This window comes from Staphylococcus caledonicus, assembly GCF_016238465.1.
In the GTDB taxonomy this organism is placed as follows: Bacteria; Bacillota; Bacilli; order Staphylococcales; family Staphylococcaceae; genus Staphylococcus; species Staphylococcus caledonicus.
This window is the reverse complement of the sequence record NZ_JABTXV010000001.1, coordinates 965,159-982,450: the sequence shown is the minus strand read 5'-3', so window position 1 is coordinate 982,450 and position 17,292 is coordinate 965,159. Positions and strand designations below refer to the sequence as shown.

The window sequence follows — 17,292 nt, the reverse complement described above, 5'->3', positions numbered from 1 at the left end:
CACTCCAATAAATTTACAATCATTAACTCATATTTTACCTTATTTTTAGAAAATATACATCTTAACGTGTGCTATAACGTAAAATTTTTTCACAAACAATTCAAAAAAGGGAAGACACCGCTTCAAATGAGCTGTCTTCCCATATACTCTGACTTATTCAATTGTAAAGTTTACATTAAATTTATTGAATATCGTCCCACCAGTGATTACCATCTCTACTTAATAATAAGTCACTTTCTAATGGACCATTTGTGCCTGATTCATAATTAGGGAAATTAGGTTCATTCATTGTCCATTCCTCTTGAATGACATCCACAAATTTCCAAGTAGATTTTAATTCTTCCCAGTGAGTAAAGTTCGTAGCATCACCTTTTAGGCAATCAAATAATAAGTTTTCATAAGCGTCTACTGTGTTCATCTTATCTTGTGCGCCCATGGCATAAGATAATTGAACTGGTTCAGTATCAATGCCTTGAATATTCTTTTTAGCGTTTAAATGAAGTGACAAACCTTCATTAGGTTGAATATTAATCACTAGAAGATTAGAATCAAGAAGTTTATCTGTTTGATAATAAAGATTTAATGGGACTTCTTTAAATTCAACAACGACTTGAATCGTTTTAGATTTCATACGTTTACCAGTTCGAATATAGAAAGGTACGCCTGCCCAACGGAAATTATCAATTGTTAAGCGTCCTGATACAAACGTAGGTGTGTTAGAGTCCTCAGCTACACGATCTTCGTCACGATATGCTTTTACTTTAGTATCGTTTATATGACCTTCACCATATTGACCACGTACAAAGTTTTGACGCACTTCTTGTGGTTTTAATTGTCTTAGAGATTTAAGTACTTTAACTTTCTCAGCACGGATATCTTCACTCTTAAGACTTATAGGCGCTTCCATCGCTAATAAAGCTACCATTTGAAGCATATGATTTTGAACCATATCTTTTAATGCGCCACTAGATTCATAGTATCCACCACGATCTTCTACACCTAGAACTTCAGATGAAGTCACTTGAATATTAGAAATATATTTATTATTCCATAATGGTTCGAACATCGCATTCGCAAAGCGAAGTACCTCAATATTTTGGACCATGTCTTTACCTAAGTAATGGTCAATTCTATAAATTTCTTCTTCTTTAAATGATTGACGTAGTTGATTATTTAATTGTTCAGCCGATTTTAAATCGCTACCGAATGGTTTCTCGATGACTAAGCGTTTAAATCCATTTGTTTCAGTAAGGCCAGCTGATTTTAAATAATCAGAAATAACGCCAAAGAATTGAGGAGCCATCGCTAAATAGAATAGACGATTACCTTTTAATTGATATTTACTATCAAGTTCATTAGAGAAATCTAAGAGTGCATGATAGCTTTGTTCATCGCTAACATCATGTTTAAAATAATAAACATGTTCCATAAATTCATCTATTTGATCAGTATCTTTCACATGTGTTGCTATAGACTCTTTAACTTGTTCACGAAAGACTTCATTTGTGTAATCTCGACGTCCAATACCAATAAGGGCAATATGTTCGTCTAAATTGTCTTGTTGGAATAAATGGAAAAGAGATGGAAATAATTTTCTATGACTTAAATCTCCGGTTGCCCCGAAGATAGTAATTAAACAAGGGATATGTTTAGTATGTTTACTCAAGATCAAAACCTCAATTCTTTAATTGCTATGATTAATTTATTATAAAATAAATTGACACCGCTTCATACAATTTTGCCTAAAATATATATATTATTTTCAGGATGTACGTATGAAATGAAAGACGAGCAATTTAATAATTTATTAATATCATTATACCTTAAATTGTTTCTAGTTAGTTAATTTCATTTCTTATTATAACAATCAATGGGAGATGTGATAAAATATATTGGAGAAAAAGGGAGGCATATGCATGGAAGTGACGTTTTTTGGTACAAGCGCTGGGTTGCCAACTAAAGAAAGAAATACTCAAGCCATCGCTTTAAATCTAGAACCTTATTCGAATTCTATTTGGCTATTTGACGTTGGGGAAGGTACACAACATCAAATTTTGCATCATTCGATTAAACTTGGCAAAGTGAATCATATATTTATCACGCATATGCATGGCGACCATATCTTTGGCTTACCCGGCTTATTAACAAGTCGCTCATTCCAAGGTGGGGAAGATAAGCCACTAACGATTATAGGGCCAAAGGGATTACAAAATTTTATTGAAACTACTTTAAGATTATCAGAATCCCATTTAAATTATCCTATTACATATATTGAAATAGATAATAACTTTACATATCATCATGACGGTTTTACAGTTTCTGCTAAACTATTAAATCATGGTATCCCATCATATGGTTATCGCATTGAATCGCCAACTACTCCAGGAACTATTGATGTTAATGCGCTTAAAGCGATAGGTTTAGAACCTGGACCTAAATATCAAGAAGTTAAAGTTTATGAGACGTTTGAACATGAAGGCCAAATATTTAATTCAGATGATTTTAAAGGGCCTGCTAAACCTGGACCAATTGTATCAATCTTTGGTGACACTAAGCCTTGTAAAAATGAATTTTATATAGCTGAAAATGCTGACGTTATGGTTCACGAAGCTACGTATATAGAAGGCGATAAAACATTAGCCAATAACTATCATCATAGTCATATAGAAGATGTCTTTGATTTAATAGAACAAGCTAATGTAAAACGAAGCTTAATTACTCATTTAAGTAACCGTTACAATCATGATGTCATTGACTCAATAAAATTGGACTTACAAGCCAAAGAACAAACACCAAATTTTGAGTTTGTGAAAGACTTTGATACGTTTAAAATTTAATGTGCCATGTCAAAAACCCCTAGAATAACAAAGATTCTAGGGGCTATTTTTAAATGATTATATTAGTTATCGTCATTTTTAGATAATTCAATACTACGACTTACTGCTGCGTTTAGACAATCTTCAAAGATGCCTTTAATATCATGTTGATCTAAAGCATTTAAACCTGCTTGTGTCGTACCACCTTTAGATGTAATATTTCTACGCAATTGTTCCATACTTAAATCAGAACGTTCAATCATTTTACTCGTTCCAATAATTAAATTTTTAATAGATTCTTCAACTTGTCCTTTTTCCAAGCCTAATTCTGTACCAGCTTTAACATATTGTTCAAACACATGATATAAGAAGGCTGGACCACTGCCTGTAATTGCAGTAACTTGATGTAAATGATCTTCATCTACTTCAATGACTGAACCGAATGCATTTACTAAATCAATTACTTCATCTTTAGATTTAGGTCCAAAATTCCCTGAGAAGCTAATCCCTGTAACAGAATGACCGACTTGAGCATTCGTATTAGGCATGATTCGAGCAATTGGATTTGTAACTTGTAGTTGATCATGAATATAGTTGATAGGTAAACCTGCCATAATAGAGATAAAACGATTTTCATCAGTAATATAAGGACGGATTCGTTTTGCTACTGTTTCGAAATCATATGGTTTAGTTCCCAAGAATACATAATCTGCATCTTTTAATAAGGCTTCATCATCGTAACTATATTCTACTCCTAATTCTTCCGCAAATTTCTTTAAACTTTCTTCATTAGATTTGTTTGTAAGATAGATATCATCTGAATTTAATTTCTTAGAGTTAATAATTCCCTTGAAAATTGCTTGCGCCATATTGCCAGCGCCATAGAATACTAATTTCATTGACTACATCATCCTCACTCTATTTTTTATAAAACCATAGTAACATATTATACAATCATCATGGCAAACTAGTGGTTACTTTGCTAAGTTATCTCTTCCAGGCTTATTTATTATTTTCTTTATCAAATAGTATGAATACGTTAGTATAAGTATGAATCTTTAAAGGAGGAGAAGTCATCATGATTGGCAACCATTATGTAGTAACAGGAGGCACGAGTGGTTTAGGATTAGAAATTGTTAAACAACTTCTTAAACGTGGCGCTTACGTGACGATGATTGCTCGAAACCCTCAAAAATTTAACCAAATTGATTTCAAGACATATCATGATAAGGTCTCAATGGTTCAATGTGACTTACAAGATAGGGAAGCAATTTTTAAATTAGCGTCAAATATCAATAAACCAATACATGGCTTAATCTATAGTTCTGGTTTAGGCTATTTTAAGTCTATTCAGCAACATTCACCTAGAGAAATGATTGAAACCTATGACGTGAATGTGATTAGCTTTAATCTTATATTGGACGTCTTACGCACTCATTTCACTACGAAGGCTTCAATAGTTGGGATTGCTAGCCAAGCAGCTTATGTGACACAGGCGCATGCCGCTCATTATGGTGCTTCCAAAGCAGCTTTAAACGCCGTGCTTAACGCTTTAAGAATTGAAGAACCTAACTATCATGTGATGTCGGTTAATACCGGACCGATTCTAACACCATTTCACGAAAAGGCTGACCCCACACTAGCATACGCTCAGAAGTATGAAGCGCTTATGTTAGACCCTAAGCAATTAGCAAGTGAAGTAGTAGAGAGCATAATTAAACAAAAAAAAGAAATTAACAAACCTAAATGGATGCATCAATTACTAAAGTTATATCATTTAGCGCCGAGAACATTTGAACAATGGCTAACACCATTTTTTAAAAATAAAAGTTAATATTTAAATTGGAGGGGTTATCATGTTGTGTTGCGTCAATCATCATGTCAAACAGGCAGTAGAAAATATTCCTGCTTTAGAACTTCATAGTACGTTTACATTTAGAGATTTATTAGGGCATGAGCATTATGATTCATTAGAAGTTTCGGAACAAGAATTTGTTGAATTTAAATTTCACGAAATAATACTTAGAGGAGAAGTCATGAACGTTGCTCTAGATAGTGAATCACTAGGGGATAACTACTTATATAAAAAGTTATACTAAAAAATTAACCAAAAACGAATATCCTTTTAAAAAGCTCGCTATTTTAAAGCAATTAAAATAGCCAGGGAAGATATTAACTCCCTGGACTATTATAATTATTGATAAGTTTTATTTTAAATGTTGTGTGTATTCGAGATTTTTAACTCTTTCACGTGCAGCTTTAACTTGATCTAAACTTACTTTTTTGTGATAATTTCTCACATTTTCTTCTATTTGTTCAGGAGAACTAGCGCCTACAATAATTGAGCCAAGTGCATCATGAGATTTTAAATATTCAAATGAAAGGGCACTCAAGTTACTTTCAACTTCTTTAATAGAGGCAATTGTTTCACCTAAATCATGATGATTATAGTCAAAGATACCTTCATTAAATTTATTATCTAAAGCATTAACACTATTAGATGTTAATAATCCTTTAAATACTGGACCACGTGCTAAAACTTTAACATTATGAGCATGTATATCATTTAATAGTTTTTCTGGTCGATTATCGATAAGGTTAAATTGAGACATAATTGTTTCAATTTCACTATGTTTTAAATAATAATCGATAACGTTAGGGCGAATTGATGAGATACCATACGCTTTAATAATACCTTCTTGTTTTAATTCATTAAATGCACTAATCGTTTCATCTAATGGATCATCAATTGTGCCTCCATGTAGTTGATATAAATCTAAATGGTCTAACCCGAGACGTTTTAAAGATTCCTTAACGCTCTCTTTAATATATTTTTTTGAAGGATCCCAAGTTGTACCACCATCTTCTGTTGGACGATTTCCAACTTTTGTACCAATAACAATATCATCTCTATTTTGATATTTTTTTAGTGCCTTACCCACGATTTCTTCATTTGTTCCTCTGTCATATATATCAGCAGTATCAAAATAAGTAATACCATTTTCAATTGCACTTTCGATAATTGGTTCAGCCTCTTGATAATTAGTTCCTAAACTCATACAACCTAAACCTAGTTCTGAAATTTCGATGCCACTCTTTAAAATATTTTTTTGCATGTCCAATCTCCTTTCGATACACTTTAGGTAACGCATTTATCTTATCAATTAATATAACGAATTAAAAGGGACGTGAATTAAATGGAATTTAATGAAAAGACTTTTGATAGAACAGTAATTTATAACGGTAAAATTATCGATTTAGAAATACATGATGTAGAGCTACCGGATGGCAATACTTCTAAACGCGAACTAGTTTATCACAATGGTGCTGTCGCAGTTTGTGCAATTACACCTGAGAACGAAGTACTGCTAGTTAAACAATATCGTAAACCTGTTGAGAAACCATTATTAGAACTACCAGCTGGTAAATTAGAAGAAGACGAAGAAAGAGAAGAAGCAGCAAAACGTGAGTTAGAAGAAGAAACAGGCTATATTGCAAAAGATTTAGAGCTAATTACAAATATGTATGGATCACCAGGCTTTTCAAATGAAAAATTAACGATTTACTTTGCAGATCAATTAAGTGAAGGCACACTAAATCTTGATGACGACGAATTTGTGGAATTACATAAAGTCCCTGTTAAAGATATTAAAGCCTTACTTGATAGTAACGAAATTGAAGATGCTAAAACTATCATTGGATTACAACATGTATTATTAAATTATAATCATTCTAAATAAGAATGGCTTACGACTTGCTTTTTAGCGAAAATATTGGTAATTTAGTAATTGAAATATTTTCAAATTAAAATGATTATAATTATTAATAGAGGAGTGTCGCTCCCATGGAAGAACGATTAAATAGAGTAAAACAACAATTACAACAATCTTCATATAAATTAACACCTCAACGTGAAGCAACAGTGCGTGTCTTAATTGAAAATGAAAAGGATCATCTTAGTGCAGAAGATGTCTACTTAAAAGTAAAGGATAAAGCGCCTGAAATAGGTTTAGCCACTGTATATAGAACTTTAGAATTACTTGCCGAACTAAAAGTAGTTGATAAAATCAACTTCGGTGATGGCGTGGCTCGTTTTGACCTTAGAAAAGAGGGCGCTAAACACTTTCACCACCACTTAGTATGCATGGAATGTGGTAAAGTAGATGAAATTCATGAAGATTTATTACCTCAAGTAGAAGAACGTGTAGAATCTGAATACAATTTCAAAATTTTAGACCACAGATTAACATTTCATGGCGTTTGTGCCGAATGCCAAGCTAAAAAAAATCAATAAAGAATTGATTGGTGAGACAGGATGATAAAGGTTCATGTAAAGATTAAAACTTAGAAAGTTAAACATGAATCCTTTTCTATTCCTTTTCTGAAAAATAGAGGTGTTGTTATGGATACAATTATCGAAGAATATTTAAAATTCATTCAAATAGAAAAAGGGTTAAGTGAGAATACGATTGGTGCTTATCGTCGAGATTTAAATAAATATAAAACATATATGTCAGAACATAAAATCGCACATATAGATTTTATCGACCGTCAAACGATTCAAGAATGTCTAGGCCACTTAATCGATGAAGGTGCTTCCTCAAAATCAATTGCCCGTTTTATTTCTACAATACGCAGTTTTCACCAATTTGCATTACGTGAAAAATATGCAGCTAAAGATCCTACTGTGTTAATTGAAACACCTAAGTATGAAAAAAAACTCCCAGACGTACTAGAAGTTGATGAAGTACTTGAACTTTTAGAAACACCAAATCTAAATAAGAATAATGGTTATCGAGATCGCACAATTCTTGAATTATTGTATGCGACTGGAATGCGTGTTTCTGAATTAATTCAAATAGAAATTGAAGATATTAATTTAATCATGGGGTTTGTAAAAGTGTTCGGTAAGGGGAATAAAGAACGTATTATCCCTCTTGGCGATACAGTTATTGAATACTTAGATACTTATATTAATAACGTTCGACCGCAATTATTAAAGAAAACCGTCACTAACGTATTGTTTCTAAATATGCATGGCCGACCTTTAACACGGCAAGGTATTTGGAAGATTATTAAACAATATGGTTTACAAGCGAATATTACTAAAACGTTAACGCCACATACGTTAAGACATTCATTTGCCACTCATTTACTTGAAAATGGGGCTGATTTACGTGCGGTTCAAGAAATGTTAGGTCATTCAGATATATCCACAACACAATTATATACACACGTTTCAAAAACCCAAATTAGACAAATGTATAATCAATTTCATCCTAGAGCGTAAACAAAAGAGGCTAAATCTCTCTAACACTGGTTGACTAAGATATAGGTGTATTAAATCTAATGCCTTTCTTTTATGTCGCCATATTGGGACGAGACAATGAAATCCTTGTAAAATATTAGATTTCTGTCTCGTCTCTCTCTTTTTCTATGTTTATTTAGAAGTGCTTGTTGTCTAGCTTCTACAACTTCTCTTCTATCTCTTAACAAATGGTGATGTACAATGTAATCTTCTCTCACTGGTAAGTGTTTAAATTCATAATCTGGATAAACTTTATATATTAACTTTTCCATATAATTAGTCACAGGTAAATATACAGGTATAAATGTATGGTGATTCATTACATTATCGATTTGTTTTTCTATTAAATTAATATAGTCCTCTTCTTTTAAACCTATATCTACTTTATCTGACGCTTGTTGAAAAGTAAGCAATGCCTTTTGGAAACTTTTCAAAGCGCCTTTAAAATTATGTCTCCTAAAATGATACATCGCAGTTGAAAACAGGATTAAACTTACAATAGCATCCTTTTTGGAAAAAGATGGGTTCATCTTCCAAGCCTCTTCTAAGATATCATGGCAGAGAAAATAATGTTGATGCTTATGAAAATGATAATAGAAATTTATTAATGCTTGTTCCAATCTACATCATCCTTAATTTAAATGTTTATGATATTCATGCTATAATACTCTAGTAAATTATGCACGTTATAGAATTTTTATGAGGACGATAACTATGTATGAAGTAAAATTAGATGCCTTCAACGGCCCGTTAGATTTGTTACTACACTTAATACAGAAATATGAGATTGATATTTATGATATTCCTATGAAGTCTCTAACTGAACAATACATGCAATATATCCATGCGATGAAACAGCTTGAAATTAATGGGGCGAGTGAATACTTAGTCATGGCTTCTGAATTATTAATGATTAAAAGCAAACTATTATTACCACAACAAGAAATGGACGATGAAATTGTTGAAGATCCAAGAGAAGAGTTAGTTGGACGTTTAATAGAATATCAAAACTATAAGCAATATACGGAATTACTTAATGATATGAAAAAGGAACGTGAATTATACTTCACTAAACATCCCACTGATTTATCACATTTAGAAAAAGACGCAACATGGGATGCAAACCAAACAATTGATTTAACTGAATTAATTGTAGCGTATCAAAGAGTGAGAAATAGAGTAGCGATTAACACGCCTAAATCAGTTGAAATTACAAAAGAATCGTTTACCATTCAACAAGCTACTGAAAAGGTTTCACTTCAATTACAAAAACAGTCATCTTTCAATTTCTTCAGTTTGTTCACATTTCACGAACCGATAGAGCAAGTAGTAACACATTTTCTCGCTATACTTGAAATGTCTAAATCTGGTCTCATTAATATAGAACAATCAAAGAATTTTGATGACATCAACATCATCAGAGGAGTGAATTTTAACATTGGATAATAAGGGAATTATAGAAGCATTACTTTATACAGCCGGTGACGAAGGTCTTGAAGAGAAACAACTCATTGAAATTCTTGATATAGATAAAGAAGCGCTAGATAAATTGATTTCATCTTATGATTCTACGGGGCTTACCATTCAGAAATTTGGTTCTACTTATATTTTAACTTCAAAAAAAGAAGCCGCTTCCTATATAGAACAACTAATTGAACAAAAAGCAAATATGAAACTCTCTCAAGCTGCGATGGAAACTTTATCCATTATTGCCTATAATCAGCCTTTAACCAGAAATGACATAGAACTGATAAGAGGCATTAATTCTGATGGTGCAGTACGTACTTTAATTGCTCGTGGTCTGATTGAAGCTAAAGATGTTGAAAGTTCACGTAGTCATCTTTTACAAACAACTGATTTATTTTTAAATGTATTTGGTATTGAAAAAATAGAAGATTTACCTATAACTGAAGAAGATGAAGAAGAAATGGAAGATTTCTTCAGTAACCTTGTAAATCAAAAAGGAGATTCAAAATGAGCAAAGAATTAGAAAGACTTCAAAAACGAATTGCAAATAGTGGTTATACGTCACGAAGAAAAGCAGAAACATTAATAACTGAAGGTAAAGTTAGAGTGAATGGTGAAGTTGTAACCGAATTAGGTACCAAAGTAAAACCTTCAGATAATGTAGAAGTTGAAGGGATTAAAATTGAACAAGAAGATAAAATGTATATTTTATTCTACAAACCTACTCAAGTTATTACGAGTGTTTCTGATGATAGAGGCCGTAGAGTAGTTACAGACTATTTTGAGGACTTAGAAACTAGAATTTATCCAGTCGGTCGTCTTGATTATGATACATCAGGTTTATTATTACTTACAAATGACGGTGAATTCACAAATCTAATGACTCATCCAAGATACCATATTCAAAAGAAATACGTCGCTAAATTAAAAGGCTACCTAATGCGTGAAGAAGTTAAAGCATTAGAAAATGGTATTGAATTAGAAGATGGCTTTACACAACCCGCACAAGTTAAAGTAAAAAAACAAGATAAAGAAAGAAACACAACGCTTGTAGAAATTACTATTAGCGAAGGACGTAATAGACAAGTAAGACGTATGTTTGAGCATTTTGGCCAAAAAGTAGATAAATTAACACGTATTGAGTTAGGAAACCTAGATCTTAAAGGTTTAAATGCTGGAGAAGGTCGTGTCTTAACTCCTCATGAAGTTAAAGTTTTAAGACATATGGCAGAAAACGGTAAATAATTAGCTATATAACTGAAAATAAATTTTAGCAATTACGCTTGCTAATTTTTTCACAAAGTATATCTTTAGATAAAGCTTTCACTAGTTCTATATGCTATAATAAATGGAGTAAAGAGCATGTGTAGGAGGTAAAAAGCAAAATGACGAAAGAAATATTAATTGTAGACGATGAAGATAGAATTAGAAGATTATTAAAACTATACTTAGAAAGAGAATCGTTTACTATTCATGAAGCAAGTGACGGTAAAGAAGCTTATGATCTTGCCATTGAAAATGACTATGCGTGCATTCTTTTAGATTTAATGCTTCCTGAAATGGATGGAATTGAAATGGCATCTAAATTGCGTGAGCATAAGAACACTCCAATTATTATGCTTACTGCAAAAGGCGAGGAAATGAATAGAGTTGAAGGATTTGAATCTGGTGCTGATGATTATATTGTCAAACCATTTTCACCTAGAGAAGTGGTCCTTAGAGTTAAAGCTTTATTACGTAGAACTCAATCATCCCAACCAGAACAAAGTGAACCTCATGCAAGAGACGTTATTGAATTTAATCACTTACTTATTGATAACGATGCACATCGTGTCTTAGCGGATAATCAACAAGTTAACTTAACACCTAAAGAATATGAACTACTTATCTATTTAGCTAAAACACCAAATAAAGTATTTGATCGTGAACAGCTGCTTAAAGAAGTATGGCATTATGAATTTTATGGTGATTTAAGAACCGTGGATACCCACGTTAAGCGTTTAAGAGAAAAATTAAATCGCGTTTCTGCTGACGCAGCTCATATGATTCAAACAGTGTGGGGCGTTGGTTACAAATTCGAGGTAAAATCTAGTGAAGAACCGACTAAATAGTGTCGTCATAAAACTGTGGTTAACTATTTTATTTATAGTAACGACAGTTTTAATTTTATTAAGCGCTGCTTTAATCACCTTTATTCAATATTACTATACTCAACAAACTGAAAATTCAATTCGAGAAGATGCGTCAAGGATTAGTCATCTCGTCGAGAAAGCTGATAATAAATCTCTTGCTATTAAACATAGTCAACAACTGATTGATGGTTCAGGTGGCGTCATTATAATGACTAACAAAGATACGAAGGCTGATCATTCAAACAGTGAGACTAAAAATAAAATGCTCCAAGAAATACATAATAATGGTCACTTTAAGCAAGTATTTTCACAGGGCAAATCAGCAACCCAGAATGTAACTATTAGAGAAAACGGAAATTCACATTCATACATTTTATTAGGTTATCCAATGCAAGCACAAGATAACGCTAATTCTAAATATAGTGCTGTATTTATTTTCCAAGATTTAAAATCTATAGAAGATACTAATAATGCGATAACAATTATTATCTTAATTACCGCAATCATTTTCTTAGCTATCTCAACTATATTTGCGTTCTTTTTATCAAATCGTATAACTAAACCATTGAGAGAGTTAAGATCACAAGCTATTAATGTATCAAAGGGAGATTATTCTCAAAAAACGACGGTCTCTACAAAAGACGAAATCGGAGAACTTTCTCATACCTTCAACCATATGAGCCATGAAATCCAGGAAAACATTGAAGCATTATCAACACAAAAAAATATTCGAGATAGTTTGATTAATTCAATGGTGGAAGGCGTTTTAGGTCTAAATGATAATAGAGAGATCATTTTATCTAATAAAATGGCTGATGATATCATTCCTACAATTGATAATAATACTTACCAAGAAATCGAAAGACAAATTGAAAAGACCTTTAAATCTAAAGGTACAGAATTTAATGAATATGAATTTAACTCTAAATACTATGTATTTATTATGAGTTATATCGAGCGAATTCAACAAGACGGGCGTAGTGGCATTGTAGTGATTATCAGGGATATGACAAATGAACATAATCTTGACCAAATGAAGAAAGATTTCATAGCTAATGTATCACATGAACTACGTACACCAATTTCATTATTACAAGGCTATACCGAATCAATTGTTGATGGTATTGTTACAGAGCCAGAAGAAATAAGAGATTCATTATCCATTGTTCTTGATGAAACTAAGCGTCTTAATCGATTAGTAAACGAATTATTAAATGTGGCACGCATGGATGCTGAAGGCTTGACGGTAAACAAAGAAGTTCAGCCAATTCAAACACTGCTTTCAAAAATACAAATGAAATATCGTCAACAAGCATTGGATTTAGAATTGGATATAAATTTATCGCCAGAGGTTGGTAATGAACTTTGGTATTATGACGCCGATCGTATCGACCAAGTTCTCACTAACTTAATCGATAATGCGACACGCTATACTAAACCAGGGGACTCAATTAATATCACTACATCTTCAACTGAAGATGATCAAATATTATATATCAGTGATACTGGTAGTGGTATAGCGCCAGAACATCTAGAACTTGTATTTGACCGTTTCTACAAAGTAGAGGCTTCTAGAACAAGAGGTAAACAGGGGACAGGCTTAGGATTATTTATTTGTAAAATGATAATCGAAGAACATGGTGGTTCAATTTCTGTTCAAAGTGAAGTTAATGAAGGCACAACATTTATTATTCGATTACCTAAGCCACAAACAATATCTTAAACCCTATTGTATTATAATAAGACCGTTTAAACTTTTTAATTACTTAATTAATTGGTTTAAACGGTCTTCTTTTAATTGAGCAACAGTATTGCACAATTCATATGCTTCATGTAAGATTTAAATAAATAATTATACAATTCATCTTCGGGGTAGGGTGCAAGTCCCAACCGGCAGTAAATTAAGCCTGCGACCCGCTTCTTATGAAGTGGCTGATTCAGTGTAAATCTGAAGCCGACAGTATAGTCTGGATGGGAGGAGATGGAGGTTTTTTGTTGCGCAAATTATCTCCAATTCTATGTAAGATGAATGGAAGGAGAAAATTTAATATGCAACAAAACAAACGTCTTATTACTATAAGTATGTTGGGGGCAATCGCGTTTATCCTAACGTTTATTAAATTTCCATTGCCATTTTTACCGCCATACTTAACACTTGATTTTAGTGATGTGCCTACATTGCTAGCTACATTTATATTAGGACCAATGGCTGGTGTAATAGTAGCGCTTATCAAAAATATTCTTAACTTTTTATTTAATATGGGAGATCCAGTTGGCCCTGTGGCTAACTTTTTAGCTGGCATAAGTTTTCTACTTTCAGCTTATTATGTAAGTAAACGTGTACGTTCTAATTCTAATCGTTCATTAATTATTGGTTTAATAGTTGGTACAGTTGTTATGACAATCGTACTTAGTATCCTTAATTACTTTGTACTATTACCTCTATATGGCATGATTTTTAATTTAGGTGATGTAGTTGGTAATCTAAAAATTATAATTTTATCTGGCATCATTCCATTTAATATTATTAAAGGTATTGTTATTTCAATCATATTTGTACTATTATATGAACGTTTAAGAAAAGTTATCAAATAAAATATTATATAAACCTATTCTAGTTTAACGAACTTGAAAAAGTGTCGATACTATAAAAGGCTTAGAGACGATTTATAAAACAATCATCTCTAAGCCTTTATTGTTGGGTTATATCCCAATTCCAAAATATATATGGTACAATTCAATTATAGATTTTATTCGAATTTTAATGCATCACCATCAAAAGGTTCTTCTTCAATCTTAATTGAATCTGTTGGACAACCATCAAGAGCATCTTCCATATCTTCATATAATTCTTCAGGTACTTCAGCAGTACCTTGATTATCATCAAGGATTACGAAAGCAATACCTTCGTCGTCATAATCATAAATGTCCGGCGCTGCAGCACCACACGCACCACATGCTATGCATGTATCCATATCAACGATTGTATACTTCGCCAATTTCTTCGCCTCCTTTGATAAAAATGTTACACTAGTATAACAAATGTTAACTAAGTCTTCGATTATTTAATTTATTATTTTACAGTTTCATAAAGTGAGGATTCACAAATGCATTCAATCATTTCATATGCATCAACGCATGCATTTAAATATAAAACTGATAAAAGTATCTATAATATTTTAAGTGGTAAAAAAACGCACCAAACGTTTTTTGATGCTTGTTCTCAACAACTTTTATCATTATATCATAGTTTTCCTAAATTAAAATATCCGTCTTTTGAGCGATTTATTACAGAAAAGACAAATGAAAATATAAAAATTAAAATTCACCCACGCTATACATATGATAGTCTTATCAATACTTTTAGTGGTATTCAGTTGTTAGCTCAGTCCATTTCACATTACTTGAATGACCATTTAGACTTTACTCCCGTTTCTCAACATATGATGGTTCAACAAAAAGTAAAACAACTTTATGCAGAAATTATCCAAAATGATTTATTTACTCATTTTCAAGATGAAATTAAACGTCTTTTTACAATCATTGATCAAAATAATGAACATCATTGCTACTTACATTATTATCTTCAAGGTTATGAAGAATCAATGTACACAAGACAACAGGTCAGTTTAATTGAAGGTGTGCCTATTAAAGAGCTTTTTGTATTTGAACTTAATAATTTGGTAGATATGATGTTTGCTATCGAATCTAAAGAGAATTTTCCTTTATTATCAAAATTAATTATATTGCCGTCTTTATTAAATAAAACTGCACTTTCATATCAACAATTAGCTCAAGGCTTATCGATGGAAGAAATAGCAGTTACCCAAGATGTGAAACTTAATACAGTAGAAGATCATGTTTTAGAGTTGTTTATTAAGGGTTATTACCAAAATTATCAACATTATATTCCTTTTGATGTAGTGAAAAATTTCGAAATATTTTATTTAGATTATAGAGGCGAAAAATTAAAAGTATTTAAAGAAACGTTTAATGAATTATCTTACTTTCAAATTAAATTAATAATTGTAGGTATAGAGAGAGGGGATATCTATGCTTGAAGACAAGCTAAAAGAATGGTTTGGCTATGACACCTTTAATCCTGGGCAGAAAGAAATTATTCAAAATGTACTAAATCAACAACATACACTAGGTATTTTACCAACCGGTAGTGGTAAAAGTTTGTGTTATCAATTTCCAACTTATATGAAACAACAACCAACATTAATTATTTCACCTTTAATTTCTTTAATGGATGATCAAGTTACACAACTAAAATCACAAGGTGAGAAGTTAATTTCATGTATTCACTCAGGCATGGATGAGTATGAGAAGAAAGCAAATATTGATATGCTAAATCAAAGTCGTTTTATATATTTAAGTCCAGAATTTATTTTACAACCTAACAACTTTAAATTAATAAAACATTTATCGTTTGGATTGATAGTTTTAGATGAAGCCCACTGCTTATCAGAATGGGGTTATGATTTTAGACCTCACTATGCTTTAATTGGCCAAATTACACGTCACTTCAATAATGCAACTATTTTGGCACTTACTGCAACAGCACCTCCACATTTATCAAATGATTTAGAAATGATTTTGTCTACTAAATTGGAAATAATAAAGACAACTATGAATCGTGATAATATATCATTTTCTCATATTAACTTTGATAACGACGAAGGGAAAATATCATGGCTACTCAAATTTATAGAGCATTCTGGTCCTACTATTATTTACGTGTCATCTAAGAAAATATGTTTAGAACTTGCAAAACTAATATATCAACATGGTTATTTAACCGGCATTTATCATGGCGACTTGTCTTATCAAGAGCGTCACACTGTACAGTATCAATTCTTTAATAATTTTATACCTATTATTGTGGCAACCAATGCTTTTGGTATGGGGGTGAATAAAAAAGATATTAGAACAATTATTCATTACCACTTAGCAACCAGTCCTTCAAATTATCTACAAGAAATAGGCAGGGCTGGTAGAGATGGTCAACCAAGCCAAGCAATTAGTTTATATCAACCTGATGATAGTTACATTCTTGAGACTTTACTATTTAATGACGCAATCATGCCAGAAGATATAGATGGATATCAATTAGGCGCATTTCTACCACCTAACAAACAAGAAATGTTAGATGTCTTAGCATTAAATTATACTACCCAACAACTTAAGACTATTTTTGCTAATTCATTACAACGTAAAAAAAGAAATTATCAACGCATGTTAGGTTATACAACTTTAGATCAATGCAGAAGAAGCTATCTTTTAGAATTTTTCGGTGAAATACCAGATAAGCCGAAGAATTGCTGTGATATAGATTCAAACTTAAGCAATATATCGAAATTTAATAGAAAAAAAGTAAAACGCAAATTAACTTATACTGAAAAACTAGAAAATTTGTTTAAAGTAGAATAGCTTTTCTTTACTTAAATATTTTATACAGGATATAATAAAATCACTGAATGTTTTACAAGAAATATCAAAAATGATACATATTTAACACTTATCAGGGTATAAAGTATGTGTTATTAAAATAAACAATATGAAA

19 protein-coding genes and 1 riboswitch are annotated in these 17,292 nt (G+C 31.8%); of the genes, 14 read left to right on the top strand and 5 right to left on the bottom strand.

Features of this window, described 5'->3' with window-relative positions; genetic code table 11:
• Positions 1-181: 181 nt before the first annotated feature.
• Positions 182-1,666, bottom strand: coding sequence for a glucose-6-phosphate dehydrogenase (gene zwf, locus HS848_RS04910; RefSeq protein ID WP_198611455.1), 1,485 nt, complete (start codon positions 1,664-1,666; stop codon positions 182-184).
• Between the two features lie 250 nt (positions 1,667-1,916).
• Here zwf and rnz point away from each other — a divergent pair, with 250 nt between their 5' ends.
• A complete protein-coding gene (gene rnz / locus HS848_RS04905; protein ID WP_107508379.1) occupies positions 1,917-2,837 on the top strand; it encodes a ribonuclease Z in 921 nt (306 codons plus the stop codon).
• Positions 2,838-2,899: 62 nt separating this feature from the next.
• Here the strand turns inward: rnz and proC are convergent, their stop codons facing one another.
• On the bottom strand, positions 2,900-3,715 hold the full coding sequence (gene proC, locus HS848_RS04900) for a pyrroline-5-carboxylate reductase (protein ID WP_107508378.1): 816 nt from the start codon (positions 3,713-3,715) through the stop codon (positions 2,900-2,902).
• A 179-nt stretch (positions 3,716-3,894) separates the two neighbouring features.
• Here proC and HS848_RS04895 point away from each other — a divergent pair, with 179 nt between their 5' ends.
• Together HS848_RS04895 and HS848_RS04890 are read left to right on the top strand one after the other, a co-directional pair.
• Positions 3,895-4,650, top strand: a complete 756-nt coding sequence (locus HS848_RS04895; RefSeq protein ID WP_198611454.1) for an SDR family NAD(P)-dependent oxidoreductase — start codon at positions 3,895-3,897, stop codon at positions 4,648-4,650.
• A 22-nt stretch (positions 4,651-4,672) separates the two neighbouring features.
• Positions 4,673-4,915, top strand: a complete 243-nt coding sequence (locus HS848_RS04890) for a hypothetical protein (RefSeq protein ID WP_198611453.1) — start codon at positions 4,673-4,675, stop codon at positions 4,913-4,915.
• A 108-nt stretch (positions 4,916-5,023) separates the two neighbouring features.
• Here the strand turns inward: HS848_RS04890 and HS848_RS04885 are convergent, their stop codons facing one another.
• The gene (locus HS848_RS04885) at positions 5,024-5,932 is read right to left on the bottom strand and encodes an aldo/keto reductase (protein ID WP_198611452.1); all 909 of its coding nucleotides are present in this window, start codon (positions 5,930-5,932) and stop codon (positions 5,024-5,026) included.
• Between the two features lie 81 nt (positions 5,933-6,013).
• Here HS848_RS04885 and HS848_RS04880 point away from each other — a divergent pair, with 81 nt between their 5' ends.
• The 3 genes from HS848_RS04880 (at position 6,014) to xerD (ending at position 8,106) form a co-directional block, all read left to right on the top strand.
• Positions 6,014-6,556: an NUDIX domain-containing protein gene (locus tag HS848_RS04880; RefSeq protein ID WP_107508374.1), complete on the top strand. Its 543-nt coding sequence runs from the start codon at positions 6,014-6,016 to the stop codon at positions 6,554-6,556.
• A gap of 104 nt (positions 6,557-6,660) precedes the next feature.
• On the top strand, positions 6,661-7,110 hold the full coding sequence (fur, locus tag HS848_RS04875; RefSeq protein WP_107508373.1) for a ferric iron uptake transcriptional regulator: 450 nt from the start codon (positions 6,661-6,663) through the stop codon (positions 7,108-7,110).
• A 108-nt stretch (positions 7,111-7,218) separates the two neighbouring features.
• A complete protein-coding gene (gene xerD / locus HS848_RS04870) occupies positions 7,219-8,106 on the top strand; it encodes a site-specific tyrosine recombinase XerD (protein ID WP_107508372.1) in 888 nt (295 codons plus the stop codon).
• 56 nt (positions 8,107-8,162) lie between these two features.
• Here xerD and HS848_RS04865 read toward each other — a convergent pair whose 3' ends face one another.
• A complete protein-coding gene (locus HS848_RS04865; protein ID WP_198611451.1) occupies positions 8,163-8,744 on the bottom strand; it encodes a DUF309 domain-containing protein in 582 nt (193 codons plus the stop codon).
• Between the two features lie 94 nt (positions 8,745-8,838).
• On the opposite strand from HS848_RS04865, the gene HS848_RS04860 reads away from it, so the two are divergent.
• From HS848_RS04860 to HS848_RS04835, 6 genes are all read left to right on the top strand, one after another.
• Positions 8,839-9,570: a segregation and condensation protein A gene (locus HS848_RS04860; RefSeq protein ID WP_107508370.1), complete on the top strand. Its 732-nt coding sequence runs from the start codon at positions 8,839-8,841 to the stop codon at positions 9,568-9,570.
• The gene (gene scpB, locus HS848_RS04855) at positions 9,563-10,102 is read left to right on the top strand and encodes an SMC-Scp complex subunit ScpB (protein ID WP_198611450.1); all 540 of its coding nucleotides are present in this window, start codon (positions 9,563-9,565) and stop codon (positions 10,100-10,102) included. The genes HS848_RS04860 and scpB overlap by 8 nt, the downstream gene beginning before the upstream one ends.
• Positions 10,099-10,836: a pseudouridine synthase gene (locus tag HS848_RS04850; protein WP_198611449.1), complete on the top strand. Its 738-nt coding sequence runs from the start codon at positions 10,099-10,101 to the stop codon at positions 10,834-10,836. The genes scpB and HS848_RS04850 overlap by 4 nt, the downstream gene beginning before the upstream one ends.
• Positions 10,837-10,976: 140 nt before the next feature.
• Positions 10,977-11,702, top strand: a complete 726-nt coding sequence (locus HS848_RS04845) for a response regulator (protein ID WP_198611448.1) — start codon at positions 10,977-10,979, stop codon at positions 11,700-11,702.
• A complete protein-coding gene (locus HS848_RS04840; protein WP_198611447.1) occupies positions 11,683-13,446 on the top strand; it encodes an ATP-binding protein in 1,764 nt (587 codons plus the stop codon). The genes HS848_RS04845 and HS848_RS04840 overlap by 20 nt, the downstream gene beginning before the upstream one ends.
• A 136-nt stretch (positions 13,447-13,582) precedes the next feature.
• Positions 13,583-13,710, top strand: a riboswitch (FMN riboswitch).
• A gap of 62 nt (positions 13,711-13,772) precedes the next feature.
• Positions 13,773-14,318, top strand: coding sequence for an ECF transporter S component (locus HS848_RS04835; RefSeq protein ID WP_107508365.1), 546 nt, complete (start codon positions 13,773-13,775; stop codon positions 14,316-14,318).
• 155 nt (positions 14,319-14,473) lie between these two features.
• Here HS848_RS04835 and HS848_RS04830 read toward each other — a convergent pair whose 3' ends face one another.
• Positions 14,474-14,722 carry a ferredoxin gene (locus tag HS848_RS04830; protein WP_103167061.1) on the bottom strand — a complete coding sequence of 83 codons (249 nt, stop codon included), beginning with the start codon at positions 14,720-14,722 and terminating at the stop codon, positions 14,474-14,476.
• 108 nt (positions 14,723-14,830) lie between these two features.
• Between HS848_RS04830 and HS848_RS04825 the strand changes: the two genes are divergently transcribed.
• A complete protein-coding gene (locus tag HS848_RS04825; protein ID WP_198611446.1) occupies positions 14,831-15,784 on the top strand; it encodes a helix-turn-helix domain-containing protein in 954 nt (317 codons plus the stop codon).
• Complete coding sequence (locus HS848_RS04820) at positions 15,777-17,159, top strand: RecQ family ATP-dependent DNA helicase (protein ID WP_198611445.1); 1,383 nt, start codon at positions 15,777-15,779, stop codon at positions 17,157-17,159. The genes HS848_RS04825 and HS848_RS04820 overlap by 8 nt, the downstream gene beginning before the upstream one ends.
• The last annotated feature ends 133 nt before the right edge of the window (positions 17,160-17,292 follow it).

What these genes read in the sequence shown, in the direction of transcription:
- HS848_RS04850 (WP_198611449.1), top strand. Translation starts at nt 10,099, where the DNA reads ATGAGCAAAGAATTAGAAAGACTTCAAAAACGAATTGCAAATAGTGGT.
- HS848_RS04845 (WP_198611448.1), top strand. Translation starts at nt 10,977, where the DNA reads ATGACGAAAGAAATATTAATTGTAGACGATGAAGATAGAATTAGAAGA.
- HS848_RS04835 (WP_107508365.1), top strand. Translation starts at nt 13,773, where the DNA reads ATGCAACAAAACAAACGTCTTATTACTATAAGTATGTTGGGGGCAATC.
- rnz (WP_107508379.1), top strand. Translation starts at nt 1,917, where the DNA reads ATGGAAGTGACGTTTTTTGGTACAAGCGCTGGGTTGCCAACTAAAGAA.
- HS848_RS04880 (WP_107508374.1), top strand. Translation starts at nt 6,014, where the DNA reads ATGGAATTTAATGAAAAGACTTTTGATAGAACAGTAATTTATAACGGT.
- xerD (WP_107508372.1), top strand. Translation starts at nt 7,219, where the DNA reads ATGGATACAATTATCGAAGAATATTTAAAATTCATTCAAATAGAAAAA.
- HS848_RS04890 (WP_198611453.1), top strand. Translation starts at nt 4,673, where the DNA reads ATGTTGTGTTGCGTCAATCATCATGTCAAACAGGCAGTAGAAAATATT.
- HS848_RS04895 (WP_198611454.1), top strand. Translation starts at nt 3,895, where the DNA reads ATGATTGGCAACCATTATGTAGTAACAGGAGGCACGAGTGGTTTAGGA.
- HS848_RS04860 (WP_107508370.1), top strand. Translation starts at nt 8,839, where the DNA reads ATGTATGAAGTAAAATTAGATGCCTTCAACGGCCCGTTAGATTTGTTA.
- HS848_RS04885 (WP_198611452.1), bottom strand. Translation starts at nt 5,932, where the DNA reads ATGCAAAAAAATATTTTAAAGAGTGGCATCGAAATTTCAGAACTAGGT.
- HS848_RS04820 (WP_198611445.1), top strand. Translation starts at nt 15,777, where the DNA reads ATGCTTGAAGACAAGCTAAAAGAATGGTTTGGCTATGACACCTTTAAT.
- fur (WP_107508373.1), top strand. Translation starts at nt 6,661, where the DNA reads ATGGAAGAACGATTAAATAGAGTAAAACAACAATTACAACAATCTTCA.
- proC (WP_107508378.1), bottom strand. Translation starts at nt 3,715, where the DNA reads ATGAAATTAGTATTCTATGGCGCTGGCAATATGGCGCAAGCAATTTTC.
- HS848_RS04825 (WP_198611446.1), top strand. Translation starts at nt 14,831, where the DNA reads ATGCATTCAATCATTTCATATGCATCAACGCATGCATTTAAATATAAA.